At 34.6% G+C, this 26,973-nt stretch carries 28 protein-coding genes and 1 pseudogene; 15 read left to right on the top strand and 14 right to left on the bottom strand.

The annotated features are described in order from the left end of the window. Window positions 1-71: 71 nt before the first annotated feature. Window positions 72-362: pseudogene (locus ACJJVT_RS15385) on the bottom strand (transglutaminase family protein); the annotation flags it as partial. A gap of 18 nt (window positions 363-380) precedes the next feature. Then, a complete protein-coding gene (locus ACJJVT_RS15380; RefSeq protein ID WP_405399878.1) occupies window positions 381-866 on the bottom strand; it encodes a hypothetical protein in 486 nt (161 codons plus the stop codon). Window positions 867-1,068: 202 nt separating this feature from the next. Between ACJJVT_RS15380 and ACJJVT_RS15375 the strand changes: the two genes are divergently transcribed. The 3 genes from ACJJVT_RS15375 to ACJJVT_RS15365 are packed head-to-tail and all read left to right on the top strand — an operon-like array spanning window position 1,069 to window position 4,853. Beyond that, complete coding sequence (locus ACJJVT_RS15375; RefSeq protein WP_405399877.1) at window positions 1,069-2,481, top strand: sensor histidine kinase; 1,413 nt, start codon at window positions 1,069-1,071, stop codon at window positions 2,479-2,481. An 18-nt stretch (window positions 2,482-2,499) separates the two neighbouring features. Beyond that, window positions 2,500-3,282 (top strand): enoyl-CoA hydratase/isomerase family protein, encoded by a 783-nt coding sequence (locus ACJJVT_RS15370; RefSeq protein ID WP_405399876.1) that lies wholly within the window; start codon window positions 2,500-2,502, stop codon window positions 3,280-3,282. Between the two features lie 17 nt (window positions 3,283-3,299). Further along, on the top strand, window positions 3,300-4,853 hold the full coding sequence (locus ACJJVT_RS15365) for a hypothetical protein (protein WP_405399874.1): 1,554 nt from the start codon (window positions 3,300-3,302) through the stop codon (window positions 4,851-4,853). Here the strand turns inward: ACJJVT_RS15365 and ACJJVT_RS15360 are convergent. Then, the gene (locus ACJJVT_RS15360; RefSeq protein ID WP_405399872.1) at window positions 4,846-5,502 is read right to left on the bottom strand and encodes a hypothetical protein; all 657 of its coding nucleotides are present in this window, start codon (window positions 5,500-5,502) and stop codon (window positions 4,846-4,848) included. The two genes, ACJJVT_RS15365 and ACJJVT_RS15360, sit on opposite strands and share 8 nt — an antisense overlap. 86 nt (window positions 5,503-5,588) lie before the next feature. Between ACJJVT_RS15360 and ACJJVT_RS15355 the strand changes: the two genes are divergently transcribed. Further along, window positions 5,589-6,662, top strand: a complete 1,074-nt coding sequence (locus ACJJVT_RS15355; protein WP_405399871.1) for a PA0069 family radical SAM protein — start codon at window positions 5,589-5,591, stop codon at window positions 6,660-6,662. A gap of 2 nt (window positions 6,663-6,664) precedes the next feature. On the opposite strand, the gene ACJJVT_RS15350 is transcribed toward ACJJVT_RS15355, so the two are convergent. Next, window positions 6,665-7,099 (bottom strand): endo-arabinase, encoded by a 435-nt coding sequence (locus tag ACJJVT_RS15350; protein WP_405399868.1) that lies wholly within the window; start codon window positions 7,097-7,099, stop codon window positions 6,665-6,667. Between the two features lie 280 nt (window positions 7,100-7,379). On the opposite strand from ACJJVT_RS15350, the gene ACJJVT_RS15345 reads away from it, so the two are divergent. Continuing rightward, window positions 7,380-8,780, top strand: coding sequence for a glycosyltransferase (locus ACJJVT_RS15345; RefSeq protein ID WP_405399866.1), 1,401 nt, complete (start codon window positions 7,380-7,382; stop codon window positions 8,778-8,780). Between the two features lie 88 nt (window positions 8,781-8,868). Here ACJJVT_RS15345 and ACJJVT_RS15340 read toward each other — a convergent pair whose 3' ends face one another. The 3 genes from ACJJVT_RS15340 to ACJJVT_RS15330 form a co-directional block, all read right to left on the bottom strand. Beyond that, a complete protein-coding gene (locus tag ACJJVT_RS15340; protein WP_405399864.1) occupies window positions 8,869-9,549 on the bottom strand; it encodes an HD domain-containing protein in 681 nt (226 codons plus the stop codon). Beyond that, window positions 9,546-10,130, bottom strand: a complete 585-nt coding sequence (locus tag ACJJVT_RS15335; RefSeq protein ID WP_341777672.1) for a lysophospholipid acyltransferase family protein — start codon at window positions 10,128-10,130, stop codon at window positions 9,546-9,548. Before ACJJVT_RS15335 ends, ACJJVT_RS15340 begins: the two co-directional genes overlap by 4 nt. A 234-nt stretch (window positions 10,131-10,364) precedes the next feature. After that, on the bottom strand, window positions 10,365-10,775 hold the full coding sequence (locus ACJJVT_RS15330; protein WP_299318948.1) for a BrxA/BrxB family bacilliredoxin: 411 nt from the start codon (window positions 10,773-10,775) through the stop codon (window positions 10,365-10,367). A 130-nt stretch (window positions 10,776-10,905) separates the two neighbouring features. Here ACJJVT_RS15330 and ACJJVT_RS15325 point away from each other — a divergent pair, with 130 nt between their 5' ends. The 4 genes from ACJJVT_RS15325 (at window position 10,906) to ACJJVT_RS15310 (ending at window position 14,418) form a co-directional block, all read left to right on the top strand. Further along, window positions 10,906-11,646 (top strand): TerB family tellurite resistance protein, encoded by a 741-nt coding sequence (locus ACJJVT_RS15325; protein ID WP_133685989.1) that lies wholly within the window; start codon window positions 10,906-10,908, stop codon window positions 11,644-11,646. 24 nt (window positions 11,647-11,670) lie between these two features. After that, entirely contained in the window at window positions 11,671-12,255 is a 585-nt protein-coding gene (locus ACJJVT_RS15320; RefSeq protein WP_405399861.1) for a HupE/UreJ family protein, read from the top strand. Between the two features lie 85 nt (window positions 12,256-12,340). Further along, the gene (locus ACJJVT_RS15315; RefSeq protein ID WP_073241743.1) at window positions 12,341-12,778 is read left to right on the top strand and encodes a dCMP deaminase family protein; all 438 of its coding nucleotides are present in this window, start codon (window positions 12,341-12,343) and stop codon (window positions 12,776-12,778) included. A 14-nt stretch (window positions 12,779-12,792) separates the two neighbouring features. Then, entirely contained in the window at window positions 12,793-14,418 is a 1,626-nt protein-coding gene (locus ACJJVT_RS15310; RefSeq protein ID WP_405401049.1) for a S41 family peptidase, read from the top strand. On the opposite strand, the gene ACJJVT_RS15305 is transcribed toward ACJJVT_RS15310, so the two are convergent. Continuing rightward, the gene (locus ACJJVT_RS15305) at window positions 14,415-14,618 is read right to left on the bottom strand and encodes a hypothetical protein (protein ID WP_276491622.1); all 204 of its coding nucleotides are present in this window, start codon (window positions 14,616-14,618) and stop codon (window positions 14,415-14,417) included. The genes ACJJVT_RS15310 and ACJJVT_RS15305 overlap by 4 nt on opposite strands. Before the next feature lie 36 nt (window positions 14,619-14,654). Continuing rightward, on the bottom strand, window positions 14,655-15,233 hold the full coding sequence (locus ACJJVT_RS15300; protein WP_282048912.1) for a MarC family protein: 579 nt from the start codon (window positions 15,231-15,233) through the stop codon (window positions 14,655-14,657). Window positions 15,234-15,348: 115 nt separating this feature from the next. On the opposite strand from ACJJVT_RS15300, the gene ACJJVT_RS15295 reads away from it, so the two are divergent. Continuing rightward, entirely contained in the window at window positions 15,349-15,918 is a 570-nt protein-coding gene (locus ACJJVT_RS15295) for a DUF3109 family protein (RefSeq protein WP_405399859.1), read from the top strand. Here ACJJVT_RS15295 and ACJJVT_RS15290 read toward each other — a convergent pair. Continuing rightward, on the bottom strand, window positions 15,911-17,848 hold the full coding sequence (locus ACJJVT_RS15290) for a tetratricopeptide repeat protein (protein ID WP_405399857.1): 1,938 nt from the start codon (window positions 17,846-17,848) through the stop codon (window positions 15,911-15,913). The genes ACJJVT_RS15295 and ACJJVT_RS15290 overlap by 8 nt on opposite strands. 53 nt (window positions 17,849-17,901) lie before the next feature. Then, a complete protein-coding gene (locus ACJJVT_RS15285; RefSeq protein ID WP_405399856.1) occupies window positions 17,902-18,636 on the bottom strand; it encodes a LytR/AlgR family response regulator transcription factor in 735 nt (244 codons plus the stop codon). A gap of 308 nt (window positions 18,637-18,944) precedes the next feature. On the opposite strand from ACJJVT_RS15285, the gene ACJJVT_RS15280 reads away from it, so the two are divergent. Further along, window positions 18,945-19,085 (top strand): hypothetical protein, encoded by a 141-nt coding sequence (locus ACJJVT_RS15280; RefSeq protein WP_405399855.1) that lies wholly within the window; start codon window positions 18,945-18,947, stop codon window positions 19,083-19,085. Window positions 19,086-19,106: 21 nt separating this feature from the next. Next, window positions 19,107-19,664 carry a hypothetical protein gene (locus ACJJVT_RS15275; protein WP_405399854.1) on the top strand — a complete coding sequence of 186 codons (558 nt, stop codon included), beginning with the start codon at window positions 19,107-19,109 and terminating at the stop codon, window positions 19,662-19,664. Between the two features lie 1,013 nt (window positions 19,665-20,677). Here the strand turns inward: ACJJVT_RS15275 and ACJJVT_RS15270 are convergent. The 3 genes from ACJJVT_RS15270 to ACJJVT_RS15260 all read right to left on the bottom strand — a co-directional run bounded on the left by ACJJVT_RS15270 (window position 20,678) and on the right by ACJJVT_RS15260 (window position 24,041). Continuing rightward, on the bottom strand, window positions 20,678-21,601 hold the full coding sequence (locus tag ACJJVT_RS15270) for a hydroxypyruvate isomerase family protein (protein WP_405399853.1): 924 nt from the start codon (window positions 21,599-21,601) through the stop codon (window positions 20,678-20,680). 80 nt (window positions 21,602-21,681) lie between these two features. Next, complete coding sequence (locus tag ACJJVT_RS15265) at window positions 21,682-22,329, bottom strand: gluconate 2-dehydrogenase subunit 3 family protein (RefSeq protein ID WP_405399851.1); 648 nt, start codon at window positions 22,327-22,329, stop codon at window positions 21,682-21,684. Next, on the bottom strand, window positions 22,329-24,041 hold the full coding sequence (locus tag ACJJVT_RS15260) for a GMC oxidoreductase (protein WP_405399850.1): 1,713 nt from the start codon (window positions 24,039-24,041) through the stop codon (window positions 22,329-22,331). Before ACJJVT_RS15260 ends, ACJJVT_RS15265 begins: the two co-directional genes overlap by 1 nt. A gap of 172 nt (window positions 24,042-24,213) precedes the next feature. On the opposite strand from ACJJVT_RS15260, the gene ACJJVT_RS15255 reads away from it, so the two are divergent. From ACJJVT_RS15255 to ACJJVT_RS15245, 3 genes are read left to right on the top strand one after another with little or no spacing between them, the layout of a single operon-like run. Continuing rightward, entirely contained in the window at window positions 24,214-25,206 is a 993-nt protein-coding gene (locus ACJJVT_RS15255; protein ID WP_405399849.1) for a sugar phosphate isomerase/epimerase family protein, read from the top strand. A gap of 15 nt (window positions 25,207-25,221) precedes the next feature. After that, on the top strand, window positions 25,222-25,665 hold the full coding sequence (locus ACJJVT_RS15250) for a DinB family protein (protein WP_405399848.1): 444 nt from the start codon (window positions 25,222-25,224) through the stop codon (window positions 25,663-25,665). Continuing rightward, window positions 25,666-26,895, top strand: coding sequence for a nucleoside permease (locus ACJJVT_RS15245; protein ID WP_405399846.1), 1,230 nt, complete (start codon window positions 25,666-25,668; stop codon window positions 26,893-26,895). The last annotated feature ends 78 nt before the right edge of the window (window positions 26,896-26,973 follow it).

Genomic DNA, 26,973 nt, shown 5'->3' with positions numbered 1-26,973 from the left:
TTTTTTACTTTAAATAATTTGAGATTTAATTAACCCAGCTCAAACAAAATCAATCTATGATTCAAATACGATTAGGTGTCTGATAAAATCTGTTCAACTTTTACAAGTTGTTCTGTGGGGTGTACAAGCGGACCAAATTGATTGAAAATAGCAACATCTGCAGCGTCACGACCGAAACCGAGAATAACATACCCGCCAGGCGAATTTATTTGTGTTGCATCAAATGTATACCATCGATCTCCAACATAAGCTTCAAACCAAGCATGCATGTCCATAGGCTCTAAGCCATAAAGATAACCAACAACAATACGAGCAGGAATGCTTAAGCTGCGACACAGGGCAATACCCAAGTGAGCAAAATCTCGACAAACACCAAACCTTCAAATATTAACTTGACTTGCAGATAATGGCTGATTATTGCTTCCTGGTAAATAGCTAATATTGTCACGTAACCAATTGGTAATTGCAGAAACTTGATTATAACCGTATAAATGACCATTAGTTATACTTGAACTCATTTCATAAAAGCAATCAGATTCGCAGTATCTGCTTGGTAATAGGTAACTAAGAACAGAGTCTGGTAAATTTTGTATATCTACAAATGATGCGCCAAAACCTTGATCTATAAAATTTGAGGTTACAATTTCTGAAGAAGTAGAAATTAAGAACTGCCCTGGTTGAGCGATTAATCGTTGACATAGATTACCGTAGTTGTCGGTAAACTCAATAACTGGAATACTCGGGGTGATTTTATATTCCTCTCTTTCTACCCATTGTTGGCTGCCACTGCGTGGTCTTAACATAAGAATGAATGGAGTTGGTTCAGAAATCTCGAACTTTAAATTGCAACTGGTACGTAAACGCATATATCTGAATTTTTAAATACTTTAATTATGGCGCAATGACGAACCTAGTATTGAAGATAGCATTTAAAGTAACACTTTATACTTCTTGCCTTTAAACCTTAAAAGCTTATTTGATATTTTTGGTGCGATATTTGCTAACTTTGAACGAAACGTATCACTTTTGTTAAAACAGTTTTCTCTTAGGACGCGCATATTTGTATCAATGATTTTATTGGTATTAATAGCATCTGTTTTAATATTTGGCATAACCGTATATCAGTTTAAGGAAATCAATATAGATTACCATGAAAACAGAATGGAGCGAAAAGAAGAGCAAATTCGCCAAAGTATAGATCTTGCCATTCAGAAAACCACTTATCCTGTCACCACAGAAAACCTTGATCTTATTTTTAAAAATGAAATTTATGAGATAGCCGTTGTGCAGAACATGAATTTCAATATTTACAGTTTAGATGGTGAACTTATTAAAAGCTCTCGACCAAAATTTGCAAATGATTCTATATCCATGTGTATAGATGCTGAGATATTGAATGAATTAGCGGTAAGTCCTAATAAACGTTACGTTAGGGAAAATGCTTTGGCAGGAGATAATTATCAGGCTTCATTTACTTATATAGCGGATCAAAAATTTAAACCAATTGGTATTTTAAACTTGCCTTATTTTGAAGACAATTCGTTCAACGACCATGAATTGAGGGAGTTTTTATGGCGCTTATTAGGTGTTTACCTGCTCATGCTTTTAATGGCAATATCATTTGCGTTTTTTATTTCAAAATATATCACCCGATCATTGGAGACCATTTCAACCATGATGGGAAAAACTGAATTGAGTAAGCAGAACAAAAAAATATATCTAGATAACCCCGGTGAAGAAATAGAGAAATTGATTGCGGCTTACAATGGTATGATTGACGAATTAGGTCAAAGTGCTGCAAAACTGGCGCGTAGTGAACGTGAGCAAGCGTGGCGCGAAATGGCAAAACAGGTGGCGCATGAAATCAAAAACCCGCTAACACCTATGCGATTAACCGTGCAGAGTTTCGAGCGCAAATTTGACCCTAGCGATCCGCAGATTCATGAAAAATTAAAGGAGTATTCAAATACCTTAATTCAGCAAATAGATACCATGAGTAGTATAGCTTCTGCTTTCTCAAATTTTGCTGAAATGCCGGCGCAACAGAACGAAACTTTAAATGTGGTCAAAATTGTAAAACTGGCGATAGATATTTTCAATGAAGATTATATACATTTTATAGCCGATGAAGAGGAAATAATTGCGAAATTAGACCGTACACAGTTAATACGTGTTGTAACCAATTTGGTTAAAAATGCCATACAAGCTGTGCCAGATGTTGAATCGCCTAGAGTTTTGGTCAGTGTAGCATCTGAAGGGGATATGGTTAAAATATCAGTGGCAGATAATGGTTATGGCATTGAAAAGGATAATGAAGAAAAAATATTTGAACCGAAATTTACTACCAAAACGAGTGGTATGGGGTTAGGTTTAGGAATGGTAAAAAACATTGTGGAAACTTATAAGGGGTCTATCAATTTCACTTCTCATTTAGGTAAGGGTACGGTATTCTGTGTAAAGTTTCCGAAAGAGAATACATAAATCAACAAATCAACAACTATGTCATACAATACAATTCTTATAGATAGAGAAGATACAACGGCAATCGTGACGATTAATCGTCCGAATAAATTAAATGCTTTAAATAAAGAAACCATTGGTGAATTACATGAGGCTTTTAAAGATTTACAAAAAGATAAAAGCGTTAAAGCTATCATTTTAACCGGTAGTGGGGAAAAGGCATTTGTAGCTGGTGCAGATATTTCAGAGTTTTCTGATTTCAGTGAAAAAGAAGGAAAGAAATTAGCCGCGAAAGGTCAAAAACAATTATTCGATTTTGTAGAGAAATTAGATACTCCCGTTATTGCTGCAGTAAATGGTTTTGCTCTTGGTGGCGGATTAGAATTGGCAATGGCATGTCATTTTAGAGTAGCAAGTGATAATGCGAAAATGGGACTGCCAGAAGTTTCTTTAGGTGTTATACCTGGTTATGGTGGTACACAACGTTTACCGCAGTTGGTTGGTAAAGGTAGAGCTATGGAAATGATTATGACTGCAGGTATGATAACCGCAGAACAAGCACATGCTTACGGTTTGGTAAACCATGTAACTACCCAAGAAGAATTATTGCCTTTATGCCATAAAATTATATCTAGAATAACCAATAACTCATCTGTAGCTATTGCTCATGCAATAAAAGCAGTAAATGCTGGTTTTAAGAATACTGTAAATGGTTATGAGCAGGAAATTGAAGCCTTTGGTGCTTGCTTCGGTACAGATGATTTTGCCGAAGGTACTACTGCATTTTTAGAAAAAAGAAAGGCAAATTTTCCGGGTTCATGACATAAACCAAATTGGTTATGTTTAAACGTAGCGCATTCTTATTCTTGTTCCTTATTAATGTAGTTTGTTCTTTTGCACAAGAAGAACTTGTATCATATACTATTGGCGAAAAATTTCACGATAAATATAGATACTCTAATATGCTTGCTATCGCAGATGATGGTAGCGAGGGTACTGTTGTGGTACGTGCCTATTACACAGGTATTATACTAAGGCCAAAAGGGTATTTTATTGAACATTATAATAAAGATTTAGAACTCGTATCTGAATATAATTATAAGTTGAAAGATGCCAACTTTATAGATGCTTACGTGCGTAACGGTCAAGTATATTTGTTGTTTTTAGAGTATAGTTATAGAAACAAGAGTTACCAGTATGAGGTGCATAGAAGTCCGTTTTCACAATTTCAATTTACTAAAGAAACTATTTTGGCAATTGAGTCTGACCCTGTTGAGCAGCCTTTAGATCGAAATTTTTATAACCGAAACTTTTCATCTGGCTTTACAACTTCTATTTTATTCAATGATGATAAATCGGCTTTTGCCATAACTACGCATTACAAGAAAAGAAAGGTTGATCAGCATAAAATTCATGTATTCAATGCCAACTTAAATAAGTTAATGGAACATGATTTTTCTGATGAGGTAGAAGAAAAGAATTATGCTTTTGAAAATATCGCCTTCTCGAAAGATTTGCAGAATGTGTATTTGGTAGGTAAGGCATACTTTAAAAAGAAACGTTTTAATGCTACTGAGCGTAAGTTTCAATATGAAATGGTTCGAATTTCTAATAGCAGTAGAAGTATACAGTCTTTTTATACTCCGGGTAAATTTCCTGAATCTTTAAAACCTATTTTTAGAGGTGATGAATTGCTTTGTATCGGTTTTTATGCGGATAGAAAAGATAATCGTTATAACGGAATTTCTTATTTCAACTTAGACCCGAAAACTTTAGAGATGAAGACTGAAAAATTCAATCCGTTTTCAGAACAGTTTATGATGGATAAGTTTGGGCGTGAAGATGATAAAGCGATAAAAGATTTAGTGTTCAAAGGTATGGATATCACCAAAGAAGGGAACATTCTATTTAATGCTGAAGAGTACTTTACAAGTAAAAGTGTACAATCTAACTCTAGTGGTGGGCGTGTTGCGGTAACTAGATACCATCATAATGATATTATCAGTGCAAAATTAAGCGCAACCGGAGATGTTGTTTGGGCTAGAAATATAAATAAAACAGAGGTTACACAGGGCGATGGTGCTTATGCATCTTATAGCTCATATACCAAAAACAATACAACATACTTTTTCATAAGTACATCTTCAGAAAACCCGCAACAACTGAGCGATGATCGTATTATGTTCAAACAAGGTTTAAGTAGAAACAGAAATGTATTCTTAATCCGTTTAGATGAAAACGGACATATGAAATACAGTAAGGTTATTGATGATACCGAAGCTCGTTTACCGTTAATGGTATCTGTACCATACATTGATCACCAGAACGATGAATTAAGATTCTACGCTAAAAGAGGTACAAAAAAGCAATTGGTTCAAGTGGGTGTTAAATAATCTGATCCCGTGTTTTAAAATTATAAGAGATTCTAATGCCAAGACCTATGGTTCTTGTATTGTAATTGTCTTTTATGAATGATTGTGCATCAAAGTCTAATTCATTCAATGTTTTGCCTGCATTCAAGCCATTATATATTAAGTAAAACCCGTAAGTAGCATTGTTGGACCACTTAGATTCTTCAATGCCTAAAGCAAAAGACCAATAGTACATTTTCGATTTAATCTTTTTTTCTAGCCTAAGATTATCTGAATCTAAAAAATTACCTGTCGCGTGTATTTTTCCGAAATGATATTTTGGGATAAAAACCACGCGAGTACCTTCTTCTTGGTAAAAGAGTTTTGGTGAAAACCCCCATACGAACCCTTCAAAGTGTTCACTTAAATAGGCGGTATATGTTGGTGGTCCTGTTTGTTCGGCATAAAGTATTTCTTGTGAGTTTAAGCCATAATAATATGAAACATCAAACTCAGGAGCAATAAATTTGAATGATGTCAACTCAGAGCCGAAAGTTATTTTATGAAAAATATTGTCATTAAATTCTTCATCAATAAATACATCATATTCACCATAAAGACTTGGTGAAGCTAATTGGCTAAAACAATAACAGCTAAGAAAAAGAAGTGCTATAACAGGTATACTTTTCATTTAGCCAATTTAGATATTAATAGCATTAGAAATTTAAAATTTATTTATTAGGATAATTTCCATAATTTTGGATTAAATCCTATTTAATGAATTCTAATTCTTCGGTGAAAGGAAGAGGTGCCCAAAAAAATACCAGCAATAAATTTTCTGTATATAGTTACGAAACAAGAGACGATTTTCTTGAATTCTGCCGTGTAGAAGGCGAAGTTGCCGATAGAAATAAGACCCAATACCTTCCTATTTTTCCCAAAACGATAGTCAATAAAGTTACTAGTCCCGATGTAGGTATGAGTTATTCTATGAATATGTACCAAGGTTGTGAGCATGGTTGTATTTACTGCTATGCCAGAAATGCACATGAGTTTTGGGGCTATAGTGCCGGATTGGATTTTGAAAGAAAGATTTTGATAAAACACGATGCTCCTAAACTTTTAGAAGCTAAATTAAGAAGTAAAAGCTGGAAGCCAAGTACTATAGTCATGTCGGGCAACACAGATTGTTATCAACCTGCAGAGCAAGAATTTCGGTTAACTCGTAAATGTTTAGAGATTTTTTTGAAATATAGGCATCCGGTTGGTATTATAACCAAAAACGCTTTGGTTTTGCGTGATTTAGATATTCTAAAAGAATTGAATGAATACGGCTTAATCGGTGTCAACATTTCTGTCACTTCTTTATCCGAAGAAACAAGAAGAATATTAGAGCCTAGAACTACGACCATTAAAAAACGACTAGAAGCTATAAGGGTATTATCTGAAAATGAAATCCCTGTAAATGCAATGCTGGCGCCAATTATACCAGGTATTAATAGTCACGAGATTTTGAATTTGGCAAAAGCGGTGTCAGAGCATGGTGCTTTATCTATGGCATTTACCGTAGTTCGATTAAATGGGGCAATTGGTGAAATATTTACAGATTGGATTCGTAAAACATTGCCCGACAAAGCAGAGAAGGTATTACATCAAATTCAAGAATGCCATGGTGGTAGATTAAACGATAGTAGGTTCGGTTTAAGAAGTAGAGGTGATGGTATTATAGCTACCCAAATTCATGATATGGTACGTTTGGCAAAGGGTAAATATTTTGAAGGCAAAACATTCCCAAAACTCAATACTACGCTGCATGAATCTTATAAAGATGGGCAGTTGAAATTATTCTAAGCTTAATCCATATTACGAGAGTGTATCGATTGCCCTACGAGTTTCCAGCTGCCATCAATTTTTTCTAGAATGCGCATTTCGTAAGTATAATTGGTAACTCCGTCAGTATTGGTAGATTCCTCATCATGAGTAACCCAAGCGTGGTTGTCACTTATATTCATGTTATAATTCGAATTTTTAGATGTTCCGCCTTTACCAACCATATCTTCTGGCGGATTGATCATCATTGTCGGTGGTACATCAATACTATTTCCATCTGTCATAGAAACAAAAATTCTGCTATAGGGTTGAATTGACCAGCAAGAAGCATGTGCTTCTACATCGCCTGAACGCCATGTGGAAGATTCTTTTTCTAAAAGTGAAATAATAGCCTCTTCATCGGTTTGTGCGTAGCTATAAGTTATTGAGAAAAGTAGGAGTAGAAAAACGTATTTCATGAGAAATTAATTTATGTTATTTAAATATAGGTTAAATATGGCTATTTCTTAATTGATTGATCTAACTGTATGAAAACGAGATAAATATTGTAAATAAGTCAAAAATTTAAGGTTTTAAGCTAGCAGATGATTTTTAAAAATCGTGGAATAGTTACAGGTAAAAATTTTCTTTAAAAAGTTTTGTTAAAATAAAATCCAAAAGATACTTCTAAGCGTAGATAGGGAGAAGAAATAAATAAGAACATTATTTCTGAAAACCAAGAATACTACCAAAAACGAAATGAAAACATTAAAAAACAATACCGAAAAAACTGAAAAGAAGCCTTTCTTTTCAAGAATTAAACATCTAATTGAAAATGCCAATGCATGGGGTATTTTTGTAATGGGTAGCACATTTGTGCTAATGTTTGGTTCAGCTTATTTAGCGTACATTTTACAAAACGACTTTACGCAACTACACTTAGAGCGAAGAAGCACCATGATCGGATTCATTTTCATGATTGTAGCCGCTGCTTTTTTTGTGTTTAAATTGAGTTTCTTTATTTACACCTTCATCAGATTTTTAAAATATAAGGCAATACCATCGGTTTCTGACAAAGAGTTACCAACTGTTACGGTTATTGTACCTGCATATAATGAAGGTAAGCAAGTTTGGGCTACGTTAAAGAGTTTAGCTGAAAGCGATTATCCAGAAGAAAAAATTCAATTATTGGCTATCGATGATGGTAGTAAAGATGATACTTGGACTTGGATGCAAGAAGCTAAAAAGGAATTGGGAGATAGAGTTTCTATTTGCCAGCAACCTAAGAACATGGGTAAACGTCACGCATTGTACAGAGGTTTTAATGAAGGTACAGGTGAGATATTCGTAACCGTTGATAGTGATTCTATCGTAGATAAAGACACATTAAGAAATTTAGTTAGCCCTTTCATCGTTGATGAAAACTGTGGCGCTGTTGCAGGTAATATTCGTGTATTGAATAATGATAAGATTTTACCTAAAATGCTAGACGTAAGTTTCGCATTAAGTTTTGAGTTCGTTCGTTCTTCTGAAAGTACGCTAAATTCAGTTTTATGTACTCCTGGTGCTTTAGCAGCCTACAGAGCTACTGCAGTATTCGGTTGTTTAGATCAGTGGATCAATCAAACTTTTATGGGTCAAGCTTCAGATATAGGTGAAGATAGAGCTATGACGAACATGATCTTAAAGCAAGGTTTCCACGTATTGTTTCAAAGAAATGCATTTGCTTATACTAACGTACCTGAAAAGTATAAAGGACTTTACAAAATGTTCATTAGATGGGGTAGAAGTAATGTACGTGAGAATATTCAAATGTCTAAATACGTATTTACCAACTTTAGAAAAGGTCCAAAAACGGGTACAAGATTATTATTCTTTAGCCAATTCTCAAGAATCGTATTATGCTACCCATTTGTACTGTTCATGTTGGTATTTGTAGTAACGCACCCATTATTATTCTTAAGTTCTACTTTTGTAAGTATATTGGTTTTATCAACTTTTCCAGTATTGTTCTATGCTAAAAGATACTCGATATCTGAGTCTGTTTGGGCATATGCATACAGCGTGCTTTTTACGTTCGGTCTTTTCTGGATTACGCCATATGCAATTGTAACGGCAAGTAGAAGCGGTTGGTTAACAAGAGAGTTGCCACAGAAATAGTAGAATACCATATAAAATGCAAAAAGGGTCTCAATTTAAATTGAGACCCTTTTTTAATGGTTTGATGTTGTTGAATTGTTCTGTAAACTTAACTTAAATTTTTTAAAGGATTCCACTCTTGATAAAATTGTTCTAGAAAATCAATCATATATTGGTGTCTTTCTTCTGCCAATCGCTTGCCTGGTTCTGTGTTCATTTTATCTTTAAGCAATAAGAGTTTTTCATAGAAATGATTTAAAGTAGGTGCTTCAGATTTTTTGTATTCCTCTTTACTCATTTCTAAATTTGGAGGTATACTTGGGTCATATAGCGCACGATTTTTGAATCCGCCGTAATTGAAGGCACGGGCAATACCAATGGCGCCTATGGCATCTAAACGGTCGGCATCTTGAACCACTTTCAGCTCTTTTGAAGTAAAGAGTTTCTTCTTCATCTTACCATCGGTTAAACTGGCTTTAAACGAACTGTATTTGATGATATTAGTGACATGGTTGATGGTTCTTTTCGGCACACCAAGACTTAACAAAAAATCTTCTGCCATTTTTGGGCCCATGGCTTCATCACCATTATTAAATTTAGCATCTGCAATATCATGAAGTAGTGCACCAAGACTAACGACTAGCAAGTTTACATCATCTTCGTCTTTTGCAATTAACATGCTATTATTAAATACACGTTGAATATGAAACCAATCGTGCCCACCTTCGGCATTTTTTAAAGTTTCTTTGACAAAGGTGATGGTTTCTTCTACAATTTCTGAATTGGTCATTTAAAGGAATTTATCCCGCTAACTACGGATGCTTCTATTTGTTGGATCAGTTCATCTAAGTTGCCTTCGTTCTCTAAAGGTTGTTGAACCTCTAATCGAACCTTGGCACCTAATCCCATCGGGAATTGTCCGAAGCGAACCAATTTCCATGAATTATTGATGCTAATAGGAACAATCAATGCAGACGGAGCCTTTTTAAGTAGCATCTTAAGTCCCATCGGTTTAAATGGCTTTGGGTGTCCATCTCTACTTCTGGTACCTTCCGGAAAAATTACGGCACTTCTTTTATGTTCTTCAATATAAGTACCCAGTTTTCCTATTTCCATTATTGCCGATTTACCATCGTTTCTGTCAATTAAAACAGAGCCACCATGAACGAGGTTAAATGATACACTAGGTATGCCTTTTCCTAATTCTTTCTTGCTAACAAATTTTGGGTGGTATTTACGCATATACCAAATAAGTGGTGGTATATCGTACATACTTTGATGATTGGTAACAATGATCAAAGGTCTGTCTGTTGGTAAGTCAAAGTTATTTGTAAAGCGATAAGTTGTACCTAAAATATTGGTGCTACGCATTAAGCAAAAGTTCAATTTGCTGACAGACGGTTTTAATCCGCTGTAGCCAAATATCTTAAATCCGATCCATTGAATGGGATGAAAAATAAGGAGGCATAGCCCAAATGCGACGAAAAAAAAGGGGGTTATAATGTAAGAAAGCAACTTCTGCATAGTACAAAAATAAAAAACCGCTCAATTAGAGCGGTTTTTTAATCCTATTATTTTGTAAGAAAATAGCTTAAGCTATAAAATCTAGCAAAACTCGTCGTAAGCCTGTGCTAAATTCTGAGCAATCATTTCAGCTGGTCTACCTTCAATATGGTGACGTTCGATCATATGAACTAACTCGCCATTTTTGAATAAAGCCATAGAAGGAGAAGAAGGAGGGAAAGGAACCATAAGGTTTCTTGCCGCATCAACAGCTTCTTTATCTACACCAGCAAATACAGTTACTGCAAAGTCAGGTTTTTTATCGTTCTGCAAACTCATTTTAGCCGCAGGTCTTGCATTTGCCGCTGCACAACCACAAACAGAATTTACAACTACTAAAGTTGTTCCTTCTTTATTGATGGCAGTTGCTACTGCATCTGCTGTATATAATTCTTCAAATCCGGCAGAAGCCAGATCATCTCTCATTGGTTTTACTAATTCCGCAGGGTACATATTCTTATTATTTTAATTAAACTATTACAAAGATAATCAATTAGTCGCAGCAGTGCTTCAGACCTTAACTTTTCATTGGCCTAACTTTCTGATGGTAATATTTTATCTTTGGCAAAATTGAGAATACGAAATGATTAAATGGTTAGGGGCTGTAGTCGGCTTTTTTTTAAGAGGTTTATCTGGAGCAGTTTTAGGCTTCTTTGCCGGTAGTGTTATAGACAGCTTTTTTGGATCTAGTAAAGGTAGCGCTCGTAGTGTGTTCGAAGATTATACACGACCTAATGTAACTGCGGCAGATTTTGAGCTGAACTTACTATCGTTATGTTCACTTGTTATTAAGGCAGACGGGCAAGTGAGTCAGTCAGAAATGGATTATGTACGCCAGTATTTTGTTAGCACCTATGGCAAAGACAAGGCGAATGCTATTTTTAGAAGTTTCAATGAAATAAATAAGAAAGGACAAATATCTGCACAAAACGTTTGTACGTTTTTGGCACAACGCACCCGTTATGAAGTCCGTCTGCAGTTATTACACTTTTTATTCGGTATTGCTCAGGCAGATGGTAGTATCAGTAACCCCGAAATTCAAAAAATTCGTGAAATTGCTGGTTACCTTAGAGTTTCGCTTAATGAATTTGAAAGTATAAAAGCCATGTTCGTGAAATCGGCGAACAATTCTTATAAAATTTTAGATATTGAGAAGTCGGCAACCGATGCTGAGGTAAAGAAAGCGTATAGAGAAATGGCTAAAAAGTATCATCCAGACAGGGTGAATACCAAAGATGAAGCTATTAAAAAAGGTGCTGAAGAGAAGTTTAAGCAGGTGCAAGCCGCTTATGAGACGATACAGAAAGAGCGCGGGTTAAATTAGAAGAGAATTTTTTAAAATAGTAGCATGCAAGAGTTTTGGTTTTATATAGAATTAGGTCTGCATCATGTTTTAGACATAAATGCATATGATCACATACTTTTTCTAACTGCACTGGCGCTTCCTTTTACATTTAAAAGTTGGAAGAATGTGTTGCTTTTAGCAACCGTCTTTACCTTTACGCATTGCTTGGCATTAGTATTTTCGGTTTACGAGATTTTAGTGATAGAAGCCAGCTGGATAGAGTTTTTGATACCTGTAACAATTCTTGCAACCGCTATTTTTAATTTGGTAGATTATAAGAATCAAAATGAAAATAGAACTATTTGGTTTCATGTTTTAGCTACCGGTTTTTTCGGACTAATTCACGGATTCGGATTCTCCAATTATTTTAAAATGATGATTATGGGAGAGGAAGATAAATTAGCCCCTTTATTAGGTTTTGCCGGAGGTATCGAATTATCTCAGGTAGTTATTGTTTTATTAGTGTTGATTTTGGCTTATGTAGTTCAAAGCATCTTAAAAGTCAAGCAAAGCTTATTTATTACGGTCGGTAGCATTATCATAATACTGGTTACGCTACCGTTGTTATATGAAACATTTCCTTTTTAGATTGTTAAAGTTTACCCTAAGATATTGTCGGTACTAATCAAAGCAGGTACCTTAGGGTTAAGTGCTTATATAAAGCGTACTGTAAATGAAGAAAGAAAAACAATTAAAGTATGATAGGGCCTATTTAAGAATGGCCAAAGAATGGGGTATGCTTTCTTCATGTAAGCGTAAGCAAGTAGGTGCGATCATCGTAAAAGATAGAATGATTATTTCTGACGGATACAATGGTACACCAACAGGATTCGAAAATTATTGCGAAGATGAAGAAGGGTACACGAAATGGTATGTTTTACATGCAGAGGCCAATGCTATTTTAAAAGTAGCAGGTTCTACCCAATCTTGTCAAGGTGCTACTTTGTACATTACATTATCGCCTTGTAGAGAATGTAGTAAGTTAATTCATCAGTCTGGCATTAAACGTGTAGTGTACCAAGTAGGATACAAAGATGATTCGGGATTACAATTTTTAGCAAAAGCAGGGGTTGAATTACAACATATGCCAGAAATAAATGTTACTATCTAACGTTTACACTAATGATGAATAAAAAATACAGTGCTCTATTTCCTTTAATTATCGCTATTGCGCTTGCATTAGGGTTTTTTATAGGCGGAAAACTGAATTTTAATGACTCTCCAGAACGTCTTTTTTCTACAAATTCTAAGAAAGACAAACTCAACAGACTTATAGATTACATCGACTACGAATATGTAGATGATGTAAATACAGATAGTATTGTTGATATTACTGTCAACAGTATTCTTGAAAAACTGGATCCGCATTCTGTATACATTTCTGAAAAAGAAATGTCTGGTGTGACCGAGAATATGAAGGGCGATTTTGTGGGTATCGGTATTAACTTTTACTCTTATAACGATACTATTGCAGTTATAAAAACCGTCAAAGACGGACCAAGTTTCGTAAAAGGAATTTTGCCAGGTGATCGTATTCTAATGGCAGATAACGATACGCTGTATGGTAAAGACTTCCCTAGTGAAATTATAGTAGAAAAGTTAAAAGGTCAAGAAGGTACTTCTATTGATCTTACCGTATTTAGAAAAACAGAAAACAGAACTTTTAATGTAAAGGTGAAGCGTGGTATTGTACCCTTAAAAAGTGTCGATGCCTTTTATATGCTTAATAGAGATATCGGCTATATAAAAGTAAATCGCTTTGCTGAGTCTACTTATAAAGAGTTTAAAGATGCTTTGGTGCGCTTACAAAAGCGAGGTGCTAAAAAATTAGTGCTCGACCTGCGAGATAACCCTGGCGGCTATTTAGGCATGGCAGAAGAAATGGCAGATGAGTTTCTAGAAGATGGTAAACTCATTTTGTTCACTAAAAATAAAAAAGGCAAGATCAATAAGAGTTTTGCTACAGATGAAGGTAGTTTTGAAGATAAACCTATTTATGTTTTAATAAATGAAAGATCTGCCTCGGCTAGTGAAATTGTAGCGGGTGCATTACAAGACAATGATATTGGTACTATTGTAGGTCGTAGATCTTTCGGCAAAGGTTTGGTTCAGCGAGAAATGGCGCTAGGTGATGGCTCGGCAGTTAGACTTACAGTTTCTAGATATTACACCCCAACAGGTAGAAGTATTCAAAAAACATATGCTAACGGTACTAAAGATTACTATCAACGTTTTACAGATAGATTCCATAGTGGAGAAATGATTTCTGTAGATAGCATTAAAGTAGCAGATTCATTGAAGTTTACTACTCCGAAAGGAAAAGTGGTTTATGGCGGTGGCGGTATTATACCAGATGTATTTGTGCCAATCGGAAGCAATGAAGAAGAAGCTGTTGAGAGTATGGATAATTTAGGCTTCTTGTCCTTTTTTGTATTCGAACATTTAGACGAGGATCGAGAAAGATATGCTCAATACACACAAGAAGAATTTGTAAACGATTTTAAAGTTGACGATATTCTCTTTGAAAGATTTGTACAATATTCCGTAGATAGAAATCTAAGAATGAATTTCTATGATTATGAGCAGAGTATCAAACGATTTTTGAAAGCTAATATCGCAGAGCAACTATTCAACACGAATATACACGCCAAAATTAAAGCAGATGAAGATCTAATGCTTCAGAAGGTGCTAGAATTAGATGGCGGCGGAATTCAGCAACAAGAATCTGGCGAGATTAAAGCCAATAATTAATCCTTATTTATTTTATCTTGAATCTTTCTGCTGGTAACGAATACTAGAAGAAGTACAATGGCGCATAACGACGCCATAATTCCGATTAATGCTATCGTACTATTTTTCTCAAAAGGGTCTGCAAAATTCACTAAAGTTACATTGTAGGCTATAAGGGCTACAGCGATTACTATGAAAATTATGGATAACGTCTTGCTCATAAACTTGTTTTTATAAAAATACAACCTTCTTACGGTCTAGAAAAGCTCATTAATATTAGCGGCGAATAATTTAACAGCAATTGCCATAAGAATAACTCCGAATACCTTTCTAATTACATTTACTCCGTTTTTACCGAGCATTTTCTCGATTTTCACAGATGATTTAAGTACAATGAAAACGAAGACAATGTTGACAACAATAGCTATAATAATATTTTCAACATAATACTCTGCTCGTAATGAAAGCAAAGAGGTAAGTGTACCTGCGCCAGCAATTAATGGGAAGGCAATAGGTACAATAGATGCACTTTCAGGTTCGTCATCTTTGTATAATTGAATACCTAAAATCATTTCAATAGCTAAAAAGAATATGATGAATGCACCGGCAACGGCAAATGAATTTACATCAATACCAATAAGATTTAAAATTTCTTCCCCAAGAAATAGAAAGGCAACCATTATTACAGCAGCAACAACAGATGCTTTTTCAGACTGAATGTGTCCTACTTTTTTTCTAAGTCCAATAATAATAGGAATACTACCTAAGATATCAATAACTGCAAATAGTACCATACTTGCGGTTGCAATCTCTCTTAAATCAAAATGAAACTCCATTCTTCAAATTTTTTGCAAATTTACGTTTATAAATATGCACTTAGATGTTTATTCTTAAAATTTTCTAAGACCATTACTTTTTAAAAAATGTATCTTGCGCCCTTTAAATTAGGTCATGTTTCAATTAGGGAAAACCATAGTATCTGAAGAGATTATAGAAAACGATTTTGTTTGCAACCTTAGCGCGTGTAAAGGTGGTTGCTGTGTCGATGGCGAAGCTGGTGCGCCAGTTGAAGATTCAGAAACTGAAATTATGGTCGATATCTATGCTAAGGTTAAACCATTTTTAAGACCTGAGGGTGTTGCTGTTATTGAAGAGCAAGGTGCTTTTGTTAAGGGTGAAGATGGTGAGTGGGAAACCCCATTGGTAAATGGAAGTGAATGTGCCTACGTTATTTTCGATGATAAGAAAATAGCTAAATGTGGTATAGAAGAAGCTTATAACCAAGGGGAAATAAAGTGGAAGAAACCTGTGTCTTGCCACTTGTACCCAATTAGAGTGCGTGAATATACCGAGCTAACTGCTGTTAACTATCATAAATGGCAAATTTGTGACCCAGCGTGTGCTTTGGGTGACGAACTAAAAGTGCCTGTTTATAAATTCGTTAAAGAAGCATTAATTAGAAAATTCGGTGCGCCTTGGTATAATGAATTAGAGGAGGTTGCTAAAGACCACCTTAAATAATAGGTATATAGATTACTATCTGTGTGCCCAATGGGTTAGTATCATCATCAAACTTATCAATGATATCTACATGAAAAAAGTTTTCATAGTCACGAGAAAAGTTTGCTAGTCGTTCTTTGGTAATATCAATACCTACCGACTTTCTCTTGAGAACCTTACTGTCCTTTATTTTTTCTGCAGCATCTCTACCCACACCGTTGTCGGTAATAATTATTTCAATAAAGCCACTTTTACCTTTTTTTACTTCTAAATCTATATTCTTTGCTCCATCTTTAGATGAGAGGCCATGCCATAATGCGTTTTCTAAAAAAGGCTGTAGTATAAGCGAAGGTATTTTTATGTTATGAGTATTTATGTCGTCTTTAATATGAATGTTAAAGTTGATTTCATTAGAAAACCTTATGTTTTCAATATTCATATACAGCGCTACCGTTTCTAGCTCATCTGCCAAAGAGATTTCTCGTTGAGACGATGCCTCAAGTATTTTTCGTACCAGTTTCGAAAATTTGTTTAAATAATGAACAGCATTCTTTTTCTCATTATTAATGATATATAGCTTAATCGAGTTTAGAGAATTGAATAAAAAATGCGGATTCATTTGACTACGTAACATACTTTGCTCTAATGTCAGTAGTTTTTTCTCTGCGTTTAATTGGCTCTGCCTATATAGAATATATAAAATGCCTACAAGTAGAATTAAGAAGATACCAATGATAATTAGCATGGTTCTGTTTTTCTTTAACTTTAAGCGTACCGTTTCATTTTCTTTGGCTAGACGGTCTAACTGGTTGGCTCTTTTTTGAGATTCGTATCGTAAAATCATGTCATTTACGTACCGTAGATTAAGAGAGTTGGTAATGCGCTCTTCGTATTTTCTAGATTCTTTAAAATAGCGCATACCTTTCTGGTAATCATCTCGCTTGATCCATAGCTCAGATAAGAATTTATTCGCTTCGGCTATTTCTGCATTGAAATCGTTAGATGTTGCTAAGCTTAAACCAGACTCTAAATTAGTTTCTGCAGCGTCATAATCGCCAAAACGTATCAACGACCATCCTAAGTTTATATAAATAGTCGTTATGATTTTTTGGTCACCAATAGAAATGGCTTTTAATAAATTATTTTCTAAAATTGAAATCGCTTCTTTGATTTTACCCATGTGTACATACACGTGTGCTATACTATAATTGCAGATTATTTTGCCGCGATTAGAATCAATTATCTCATTGTAAACAAGTGCTTTTCTAAAGTTTTTTAAAGCAGGCTCAAGCGCTCCTTGATATTCATAACACTCACCTAAATTTTGATGGCTAATGGCAAGTCCTTGTTTGTCGTCCAATTCTTTTTGAAGAATCATGGATCTTTCATATTTCTCAATAGCCAGATCATACTGTTCTAGCATTTGATATATTCCACCAATACTGTTTAGAGATACGGTGATGCTCCTTTTTAGGTCATTATTGGGTTCGGTAACATTTTCAGCCAACTCTAAAGCCTCTTGACTTTTGTCTAAAGCAGATTTTATAGCATCTGTGCGCCTGTAAACCGTACTGAGCATATTTAAACTATATACTCTAAACTCAATGTTATTAGCGTTAATAGATACATCTAAAGCCTTTTGATAAAGTTCTAGTGCTTTAGGGTACATTGATAAGTCTCGATAGAGATTTCCCAGTTGGTTTAAAGCGTATGCTTCACCCAAAAGATACTTGTTAGTTGTAGCTTTGTTTTCTATGTAGCGTAACGAAGTACTGTCATTGCTATAGTTTGCTAAGGCAGAATGTATTTGTTGAAATTCTTTCGGAGTTTTAGAGAATAGACTATCTACTGTTTCTTTTAAATTTCTGGTTACATCTTGCGAATAACTAAGTTGCTGCGATACTATAGTGTACAGAAGGAGAAATAGAAATTTAAACTTGATTTTATGCACTATAATATTTAAATGTGAGCTTAAGATTAATACGTGAATAGCTTTTTATAATGCTATAACATATCTAAAAAATCTGATTTTTTTTGTCTTGATACGGGTATTTTATGATTTGACTTTAAAACCACGTAACCATCAGTTTTTAAAAATTCCTTTATTTTATTTAGGTTGATGATGTACGAATTGTGAATTCTAAAAAAAGAATCTGCCGGAAGCAACTCGTTGACTTCTTTTAATTTTTTGGTAAGTACTATTTTTTGACCGTCGGTTAAAAATATGGTACTGTAATTACCATCAGATTCCGCATAAAGAATCTCATCACTCTCCAAAAATAACAATTTACCATCGGTGTTTAATGTAATGCGTTTATGTACGGACCTTGAGTTATAATTTAAGAGTGCCATTTCTAATTTCTCAACAGAAAAATTCTTGCTATTAAATTTTTTGATCTTAACAATGGTTTCTTCTAAATCATCGGTATCTATCGGCTTTAATAGATAGTCTAAAGCCTGACTTTTAATAGCTTTTAAGGCATATTGATTATAAGCGGTGGTGATTACTACAGGGAAATTCTTGTTGGTGAGTTTTTTAATAAACTGAAAACCATCCATAGTGGGCATTTCGATGTCTAAGAAAAGACAATCTGGAGTGTTATTTTCTAAATATGAAAGTGCTTCATTTGGATTGGTAAATGATGCAATAACATTGATTTCATCACTGAAGTTGGTAAGCTCCCATGTTAGGCTCTGCAGAGCTTTAATTTCATCATCAACTATTACAGCTTGTAACATAAAAGATCGGGTATCAAGTTAGAAAGTTATGAAAAATTACGGGTTTGTAGAGCTTTCATAGGCGAATTTGTATCAATGGAAGATATTTTAGTGTAATCGGTATATTAATGTGGTAAAGGGGTGAAAACTTTTAAATCCTTTACATTTAGAAAGAAAAAGACTACAAATACTCTTTTTTATTAATTGCGCTAGAATTTAGGTTTCCGATTATACATAAAATAAGACAGGTTATACATTAAAGACCCTCCCTTTTTTAGCTTAAAATTATCTTTAGCAAAGAACTTCAGTGTGTTATAAATGAAATTGACATGAAAAAGTGCGGTGTAATGTTGGCATTATTTATTGTTGCTTTATTGGTTGCTTCGCAATTTATGCAAGATGAAGATGGGGTAAATGAAAATATGGCAGTGGTAATGGAGGTTCAAAAACGAAATATTAACAAGCCATGACTATAACAATTTCTTACAATCATGTTTAAGATAATTCAGTTTATAGCTAAGTTTTTAAAAATATTTTTTTTCGGAATAATGCCTTTTATTTTGCTTTCAGGCGGATCAAAAGGTGATTTGGAAAGTATTAGAGTTGATAAAGGCACATGTAGTTTTAAGGTTGATGGAGAAAGAAGTTTTCATTTAGATGGCAAAGCAACCTTTACCAAGAAAATTGAACAAGATAAATTTGGTAATACAATAGACAATTTGTTGTTGAGTTTTACTTCAGTTGATGGTGGTGAGAAACAAACTTTAGAGTTTATAATTGCTTCCACTGAAAAAATGAATAATGGTATACCTGTGGGTGTTCATAAAATAAAGAATTTAGATCGTTTACTTAATAAGTTTAACGGTGTTTACGGTTTTGCAGATTTGGGTGGTATTAGTGAACTACCTTTTTTTATTAAATCGGGTGATGTTATAATCACTGAAAGTTTTTCTAACAATGTAGATGGCAAGTTAGAAGTACAATTAGAAAATGCTAATGGAGAATCTTTGAATATACAAGGTTCTTTTAAGGCAGATATAAAAGTTTAAAATTTAGTACGGTTCTTTATAAGGTAGTGTATGTTATCTTATATCTAATGTTTGAGCGCCAAAATAAGTATAACTACGATTCGTCGTATGATTACGTTCTAAGAAAAGGTTTCGGGGGAACTACCTTTATTAGGCTTGGTGGGCATTTTTCATAATAGAAGCATTAGTGGGGCCGTACATTTTTTATAGTACCAATCAAACCACCTGGCTTTTTATATTCTTCAGTATTCACTAGTAGTCGTTATTTATATTACTAGGTTTTTTAAATTTCAGTATAAAATTTATACTTTTTCTATTTGTTGTATAGAAAGTGAGGTTATTTTATCCTTAGTGTTTTTATATAGCGAGATCTTATTAATCGTAATTTAATATAGAGGTTTTATCACCAAAGGAAATAGTGAAAGATCTTTAAGTGTTGTAATGGCAACCAGATGATGATTAACTAATATTCTGGTCTTACTATAATTTTAAAAAAGAGAATAAAAAAGACCTCGTTGATGAGGTCTTTTTTATATACGGCTAAGCCGAGGTTAAGTAAGGGGAATTTTATTTATCGTTTTTGATATACGGCTTTAATACAGTCGAAAATAATAGCGCTGCCGCGTATATCATCAATATTGTGATGTAGTTTTCCATAGCTTAAGTATTAGAGTATAAATTATATACGCATGAAAATCCATTTTGGATTATGGAAAATGAATAGTATCATTAAAAAAACTATGATAGGTTAATTTTATGACACTTTTAAAATTGAACCACTTGTATCGTAGTCTCATTTGAAATAATTCAAATGAATTTAACTTCACCTTTTTATAGATATAAAAAGATATTTTTGATGCCAAAAGCAAACCGGCATAGACGAGTAATGTTTGTAGGTATTGGGACATATATAAAAGAACGAATCAGTAAGTAAATTCTTACATATTGAAAATGCATTTCATCGAAAAAGTGATAACTATTCGATGAAATGCATTTTTCGTTCTCTTATGATTGTAATAATGTAGATTTTAGGCTTAAAGAAAATCGTCTACTTTCTTATAAGCTTCTATAACGGCCAGCTCACCTTCTTTTCCGTCTCTTGAGTTTCCGTGTTCCATGCCCAATACTCCAGTAAAGCCTTGTTCGTGTATCCATTTAAACACGTTATGGTAATTGATTTCACCAGTAGTTGGTTCATTTCTACCGGGATTGTCACCTATTTGAATATAAGCGATTTCAGACCAAGAGGCTTCCATATTCGGAATTAGGTTTCCTTCTTGAATTTGTTGGTGATAGATATCAAATAAAATTTTACATGAAGGTGAATTAACCGCTCTGCAAATTTCAAAGGCTTGAGGAGAGTCTGTCAAAAATAACCCAGGGTGATTTCTGAAATTCAATGGCTCTAAAACCATGGTAATATTATGTGGTTCTAATAGGGCAGATGCTTGTCTAAGGCTTTCTATAACATTGGCAGTTTGGTAGCCCATTCGTAGTTTTAGATCTACATGGCCTGGTACTACGGTCATCCATTTTGCATTTACTCGTTTAGCTACTTCAATTGAGCTTTTTATATCATTTAAAAACTCTTCTCTTTTAGTTAAATCTCCAGATGCTAGATTCGGTGTTTTCCAATGAATTTCATGGGCTACAAAAACACCCATTTCAATACCACGCTTTTTCATGGTTGCCGCCATTTTTTCTTGTTGCTCAATGGGGCGTTTGCGCATCTCATTATCTTCAAAAGCAGTATAACCTTGATCTGCCATAAAGTTCAATTGGTCAATAGGGTCATCGCCTGCAAGATGTTTAAACATGCCTAAGTGGGGTGCATATTTTAAATTGTATTTATGCGCTGCTGTATTATGGTTTAATGTATTGGCAAATGATACGGTACTTGCTACTGAAAGTGCGCCTGTAGTTAGTGCAGATTTTTGAATGAAACTTCTTCTTTTCATGGGTAGTGTATTTAAATGAAAATAGCCAAGAGCGATAATAAATCATGCTCTTGGCTATTAAATATTAGAATGTTATTTGGTTATAAGGACCATGCCTTACCGCCAGTAAGCTCTTGTAGATCACCGCAAGGCACATATTCCCCTGGTACAGGTAAGTATGCCAAAACTTCTTCACCTACGTATTCAGAAGCTTTATAGCCCCAAATAGTCATACCTCTTAGGTTGTTGGCAAAAGCAAATCTTGAAATTTCGTCATCTAGTTCAGCAGTACCACCATCGGCAATAGCCTTTGTATAACTGTTTATGGTTTTGAACATTTGTTCTTGTTCATCTTTGTTGTATTTCAAAGAACTTGCTAAAACTGGTTCTAAATCTTCAGCAGTTAAATCTTCGGCTTTTTCTTTACCAGAATCAGCCAAGGCTTTATTGATAAATTTGTTCATAGACATTTTAAAGAAATCTTGTTGTTCCTTTTCCATTACGTCTTTGGCAAACCTGTCTATAAAAATATCAACTTGTACTTCTGTAGCAGAAGGTGTATCTGTTTTTGGTAAAATAAGATTCACCAATTTTGAAAGCACAGAACCTTCATTTTGATCTAAAAATTCAGGTGTCCAAGTAAGGGCTGGCTCACTTTTACAACTTTGAACAATTGATAATAAAGTTGGGGTGGCCACCATATATCCAAGTGACATACCCATATTTTTTAATACGCGTCTTCTATCCATTATATGTTTCCTTTTTTAAGTTCTTTAACTGCATGGTCTGCAGCTCTAGCCGTAAAGGCCATGTAAGTTAATGATGGGTTTACACAACTAGCAGAAGTCATAAATGACCCGTCAGTTACATATACATTAGATACATCATGTAATTGGTTGTTTCCGTTTAGAACAGATGTTTTTCTGTCTCTTCCCATACGGGCTGTACCCATTTCATGTATACCTAAACCTAATGCACTTTCTTCATCATAACCCTTTACATCTCTAAGTCCGGCTTTTTCTAACATATCAACAGCCGACTCTAAAATGTCTTTACGCATTTTAAGTTCGTTTTCTTGAAGCTCAGCATCAAAAGTAACCGTTGGTAGACCCCAATCATCTAACTTATCGTAGTCTAATGTAAATCTGTTGTTTTCGTATGGTAGCACTTCTCCAAAGCCCATCATACCAAATGTCCATCCACCTGGTTTTAAAACAGCATCTTTTAATTCTTTACCGTGAGATAGTTCGGCAATAGATTCTTGCCAATTACCTCTAGAGGCACCACCTTGATAACCGAATCCTCTTATGTAATCTTTTCTATCAGAATCACCACCTAAGTTTCTAAATCTTGGAATATAGATTCCACTAGGCTTTCTTCCTTTATAGTATTTATCTTCAAATCCGTCAAATTTACCAGAAGCTCCTACTTTTAGTTGGTGGTCCATTATGTTACGACCTAATTGGTCAGATTCATTACCCATACCATTAGGGAAGGTTTCAGATTTAGATTGCATTAATATAGAAGTAGATGCAATTGCTGATGCACATAAGAAAATAACTTTCGCCTTAAATTCAAAAGTTTCTTTCGTATTTGCGTCAATTACTTTTACACCGGTAGCTTTCTTTGTCTTTGGGTCATAAATTACTTCATGTACAATAGAATCTGGTCTAAGTGTCATATTACCTGTAGCTTCTGCTGCTGGTAATGTAGAAGACAAACTACTAAAGTAAGCTCCAAAAGGACACCCTCTTATACATCTGTTTCTAAATTGACATTTACTTCTTCCATCAAATTGTTTGGTTCCTGTAATATGTGCTGTTCTACCGGCAGTTACTACACGACCATCAAAATTCTCTGCTACTTTTTCTCTGAATTCTTGCTCTACACAGTTCAGGTCCATCATTGGTAAAAATTGACCGTCAGGTAATTGCTCTAGCCCTAAATTTTCACCACTTACACCAATAAATGTCTCTACCTTATCATACCAAGGTGCAATATCTTTATAACGTACAGGCCAATCAACAGCAATACCTTCTTTTTTATTTGCTCCAAAGTCAATATCACTTAAACGATAACTTTGACGACCCCACTGTAGTGAACGACCACCTAGGTGATACCCTCTCATCCAATCAAATCTCTTTGTTTCGTTGTATGGGTGCTTTAAGTCATTTACAAACCACATATTACTTGCTTGGTTTGTAGTGTAACCTGTTCTATGTTGCTTTGGTTGTTGCGCTATAATTTCTTTTGTCGGTTCACCCGCATTCGGGAAATCCCATGGGTCTTTATTAGCAGTCTCATAGTCATCAATGTGTTTGACCATTCTACCACGTTCTAAAACTAGGGTTTTAAGGCCTGCCTCGCATAGTTCTTTTGCGGCCCAACCACCACTTATTCCAGTACCTACGACAATTGCGTCGTAGGACTCTTGTTCTTCGTTATAATAAAATTTGCTCATAAAAGTTGTTTAATCTCTAAATTTATTAAATATAAAATTAATTCTATACATTTAAAGTCCATTATTCTTGCGAAATTCGCTATTGCTAACGTTATGCTAGAATAATGTATCAATTCATAATTTTAACGTCAACAGTTAGGGTTATATTTCAAACAACAACAAACTACCAAAAATGAAAAGAAAAAGTTTTATTCGAATTGCCTCTATTGTAGGTATTGGAATCTCGTTATTAGGAACTTACGCGTGTAAGGAAACCAAAAAAGAAAAAGTGGAAAATTCTGAAGTCGTAGCAAAAGACAGTAATGTTGCCCCATTTTTTAAATTATCTCTAGCACAATGGTCAATGCATAAAATGATTAGAGAAGATGGCGTTGATCCATATTCTTTTGCTGAAAAAGCTAAAGATTGGGGATTTACAGGATTAGAATATGTAAGTCAGCTGTATAATCCTGAATTAGAAGAAGCAGGTTATTCTGAAGAGGCTATGGCAAATTTCGTTGCAAAATCTAATGCAGAGGCTGAAAAATACGGAATGAAGAATGTTTTGATCATGATCGATGGTCAAGGAAATTTAGCGGTTAATGATGAAACCGAAAGAAACGAAACTGTAGAGAAGCATAAAAAATGGGTAGATGCCGCTGCAGCTATGGGCTGCCATGCCATTAGAGTGAACCTTAACGGTAGTAACGTACCTGAAGAATGGATCAAGAATTCTGTAGACGGACTTACCAAATTAGCGACTTACGCAAAAACTAAGAATATTAATATTTTAGTTGAAAATCATGGCGGATTATCCTCTAATGGAGAGTTACACGCTCAGGTGATGAAAACCGTAAATATGGATAACTGTGGAAGCTTACCTGATTTTGGAAATTTCTGCATTGAACGTAAGCCTGAGAGTTGGGATTGTTTAAAGGAGTATGATAAATACAAGGGTGTTAAAGAATTAATGCCATATGCTAAGGCAGTAAGTGCAAAATCTAACAATTTTGATGCTGACGGATATGATACTGGTATTGATTACGTTCAAATGCTGAAAATTGTGAAAGATGCTGGATATACCGGATTTATCGGTGTGGAATATGAAGGCTCTGAAATAAGTGAAGAGGCAGGTATAATTGCTACTAGAGATCTTTTGTTGAAAGCGGCAAAAGAAATAGAATAATCAAGAGTATGATTTATGGAGACTTTTTTTAATGAAATATTCGATTATAATTTTCACTGCAACAAGAAACTTATAGAACAGTGTTTGGCGCTAGATGCAGTGCCGCCAGAAACCATGCGTTTATTTAGTCATATATTAAATGCGCATCATCTTTGGAACGCTAGAATTTTAAATAAACCTAGTGATTACGAGGTTTGGCAAGAACATGATGTCAAAAACTGGGCAGATATTCATTATGAAAATCAACGTAGTTCGTTCGAGATAGTCACTAATGCAGATAATTTTGATAAGCGTATAGATTATGAGAATTCCGAAGGGCGATTGTTTACCAATACCTTGCAAGATATTCTGTTTCATATCATCAATCATTCTACAAGTCATAGAGGGCAAATTGCTGTAGATTTTAGAAATAATGATGAAACACCTATAAGCTCAGATTATGTTTATTACAAAAGATAGATGAAAAATAAAGTCAGAGCCCAGCTTTGCTTTATGATGTTTTTAGAGTTTTTTATTTGGGGTGCATGGTTCGTGACTCTAGGTACATTTTTAGGAAACAATTTAAAAGCAACAGACGGTGAAATAGCCTTGGCATTTTCAACACAATCATGGGGAGCTATTATTGCTCCCTTTGTTATCGGTATAATAGCGGACAGATACTTTAATGCAGAAAGAATTTTAGGGGTTTTGCATCTTTTTGGTGCTGTTCTCATGTATTTCATGTACCAAAGTGCTGCTTTCGATAATTTTTATATGTTGGTTTTGGTATATATGATTTTATATATGCCCACTTTGGCTTTGGTAAATTCGATTTCCTTTAATCAAATGAAGAACCCAGCGAAAGAGTTTTCAATGGTTAGAGTATTCGGAACTGCAGGATGGATTATTGCCGGACTCTCAATTAGCTATGTTTTTAGCTGGGACCAAGGTGACAATATAGGGCAGGGTTTATTAAAAAACACTTTTTTGATGACTGCCATAGCTTCTTTAATATTAGGATTTTTCAGTTTTACATTACCTAAAACACCGCCAAAAGCAGCTAGTTCAGAAAAACTAGGATTAAAAGAAATTTTAGGGTTAGATTCTTTGAGTTTATTCAAGGATAAGAATTTTTTAATCTTCTTTATCTCTTCAGTTTTAATATGTATTCCGCTGGCATTTTACTATCAGAATGCAAATCCGTTTCTTGTTGAAATCGGCATGGATAACCCTACAGGGAAAATGACATTAGGTCAAATTTCTGAGAGTGCCTTTATGTTATTACTTCCTTATTTCTTTACCAAATTCGGATTTAAAAAGACTATTCTGGTGGCTATGGCTGCTTGGGTGGTACGTTACTTATTATTTGCATTTGGTGATGTTAACGAACTTGGGTTTATGCTCATCATCGGTATAGCACTGCATGGTATATGTTATGATTTTTTCTTTGTCTCAGGGCAAATATATACCGATAGTAAAGCGGGTGAAAAGTTTAAAAGCTCGGCACAAGGTCTTATAACTTTAGCGACTTATGGTGTGGGTATGTTAATAGGGTTTTGGGTTGCAGGAAAGATTTCAACGGCTTACCTTTTAGATGACGGTAAACATGTTTGGGAAACTATTTGGATGTATCCGGCTGGTTTTGCGTTGGCTGTATTTATATTGTTCGCCATTTTCTTTAAAACAGAGAAAATAGAATATCAGTCTTAGATAAATTCTTTAATTTAAACGCCTGAAAATTGTGACTCGTTAAATATTATAGCTATTCTTTAGTAGATAAATGGGGTG

Origin of the sequence: Maribacter sp. Asnod2-G09 (assembly GCF_045063795.1) — a bacterium.
Classification (GTDB): domain Bacteria; phylum Bacteroidota; class Bacteroidia; order Flavobacteriales; family Flavobacteriaceae; genus Maribacter.
Note: the sequence above shows the minus strand (reverse complement) of the source record. Positions and strands in the feature narration are given on the sequence as shown.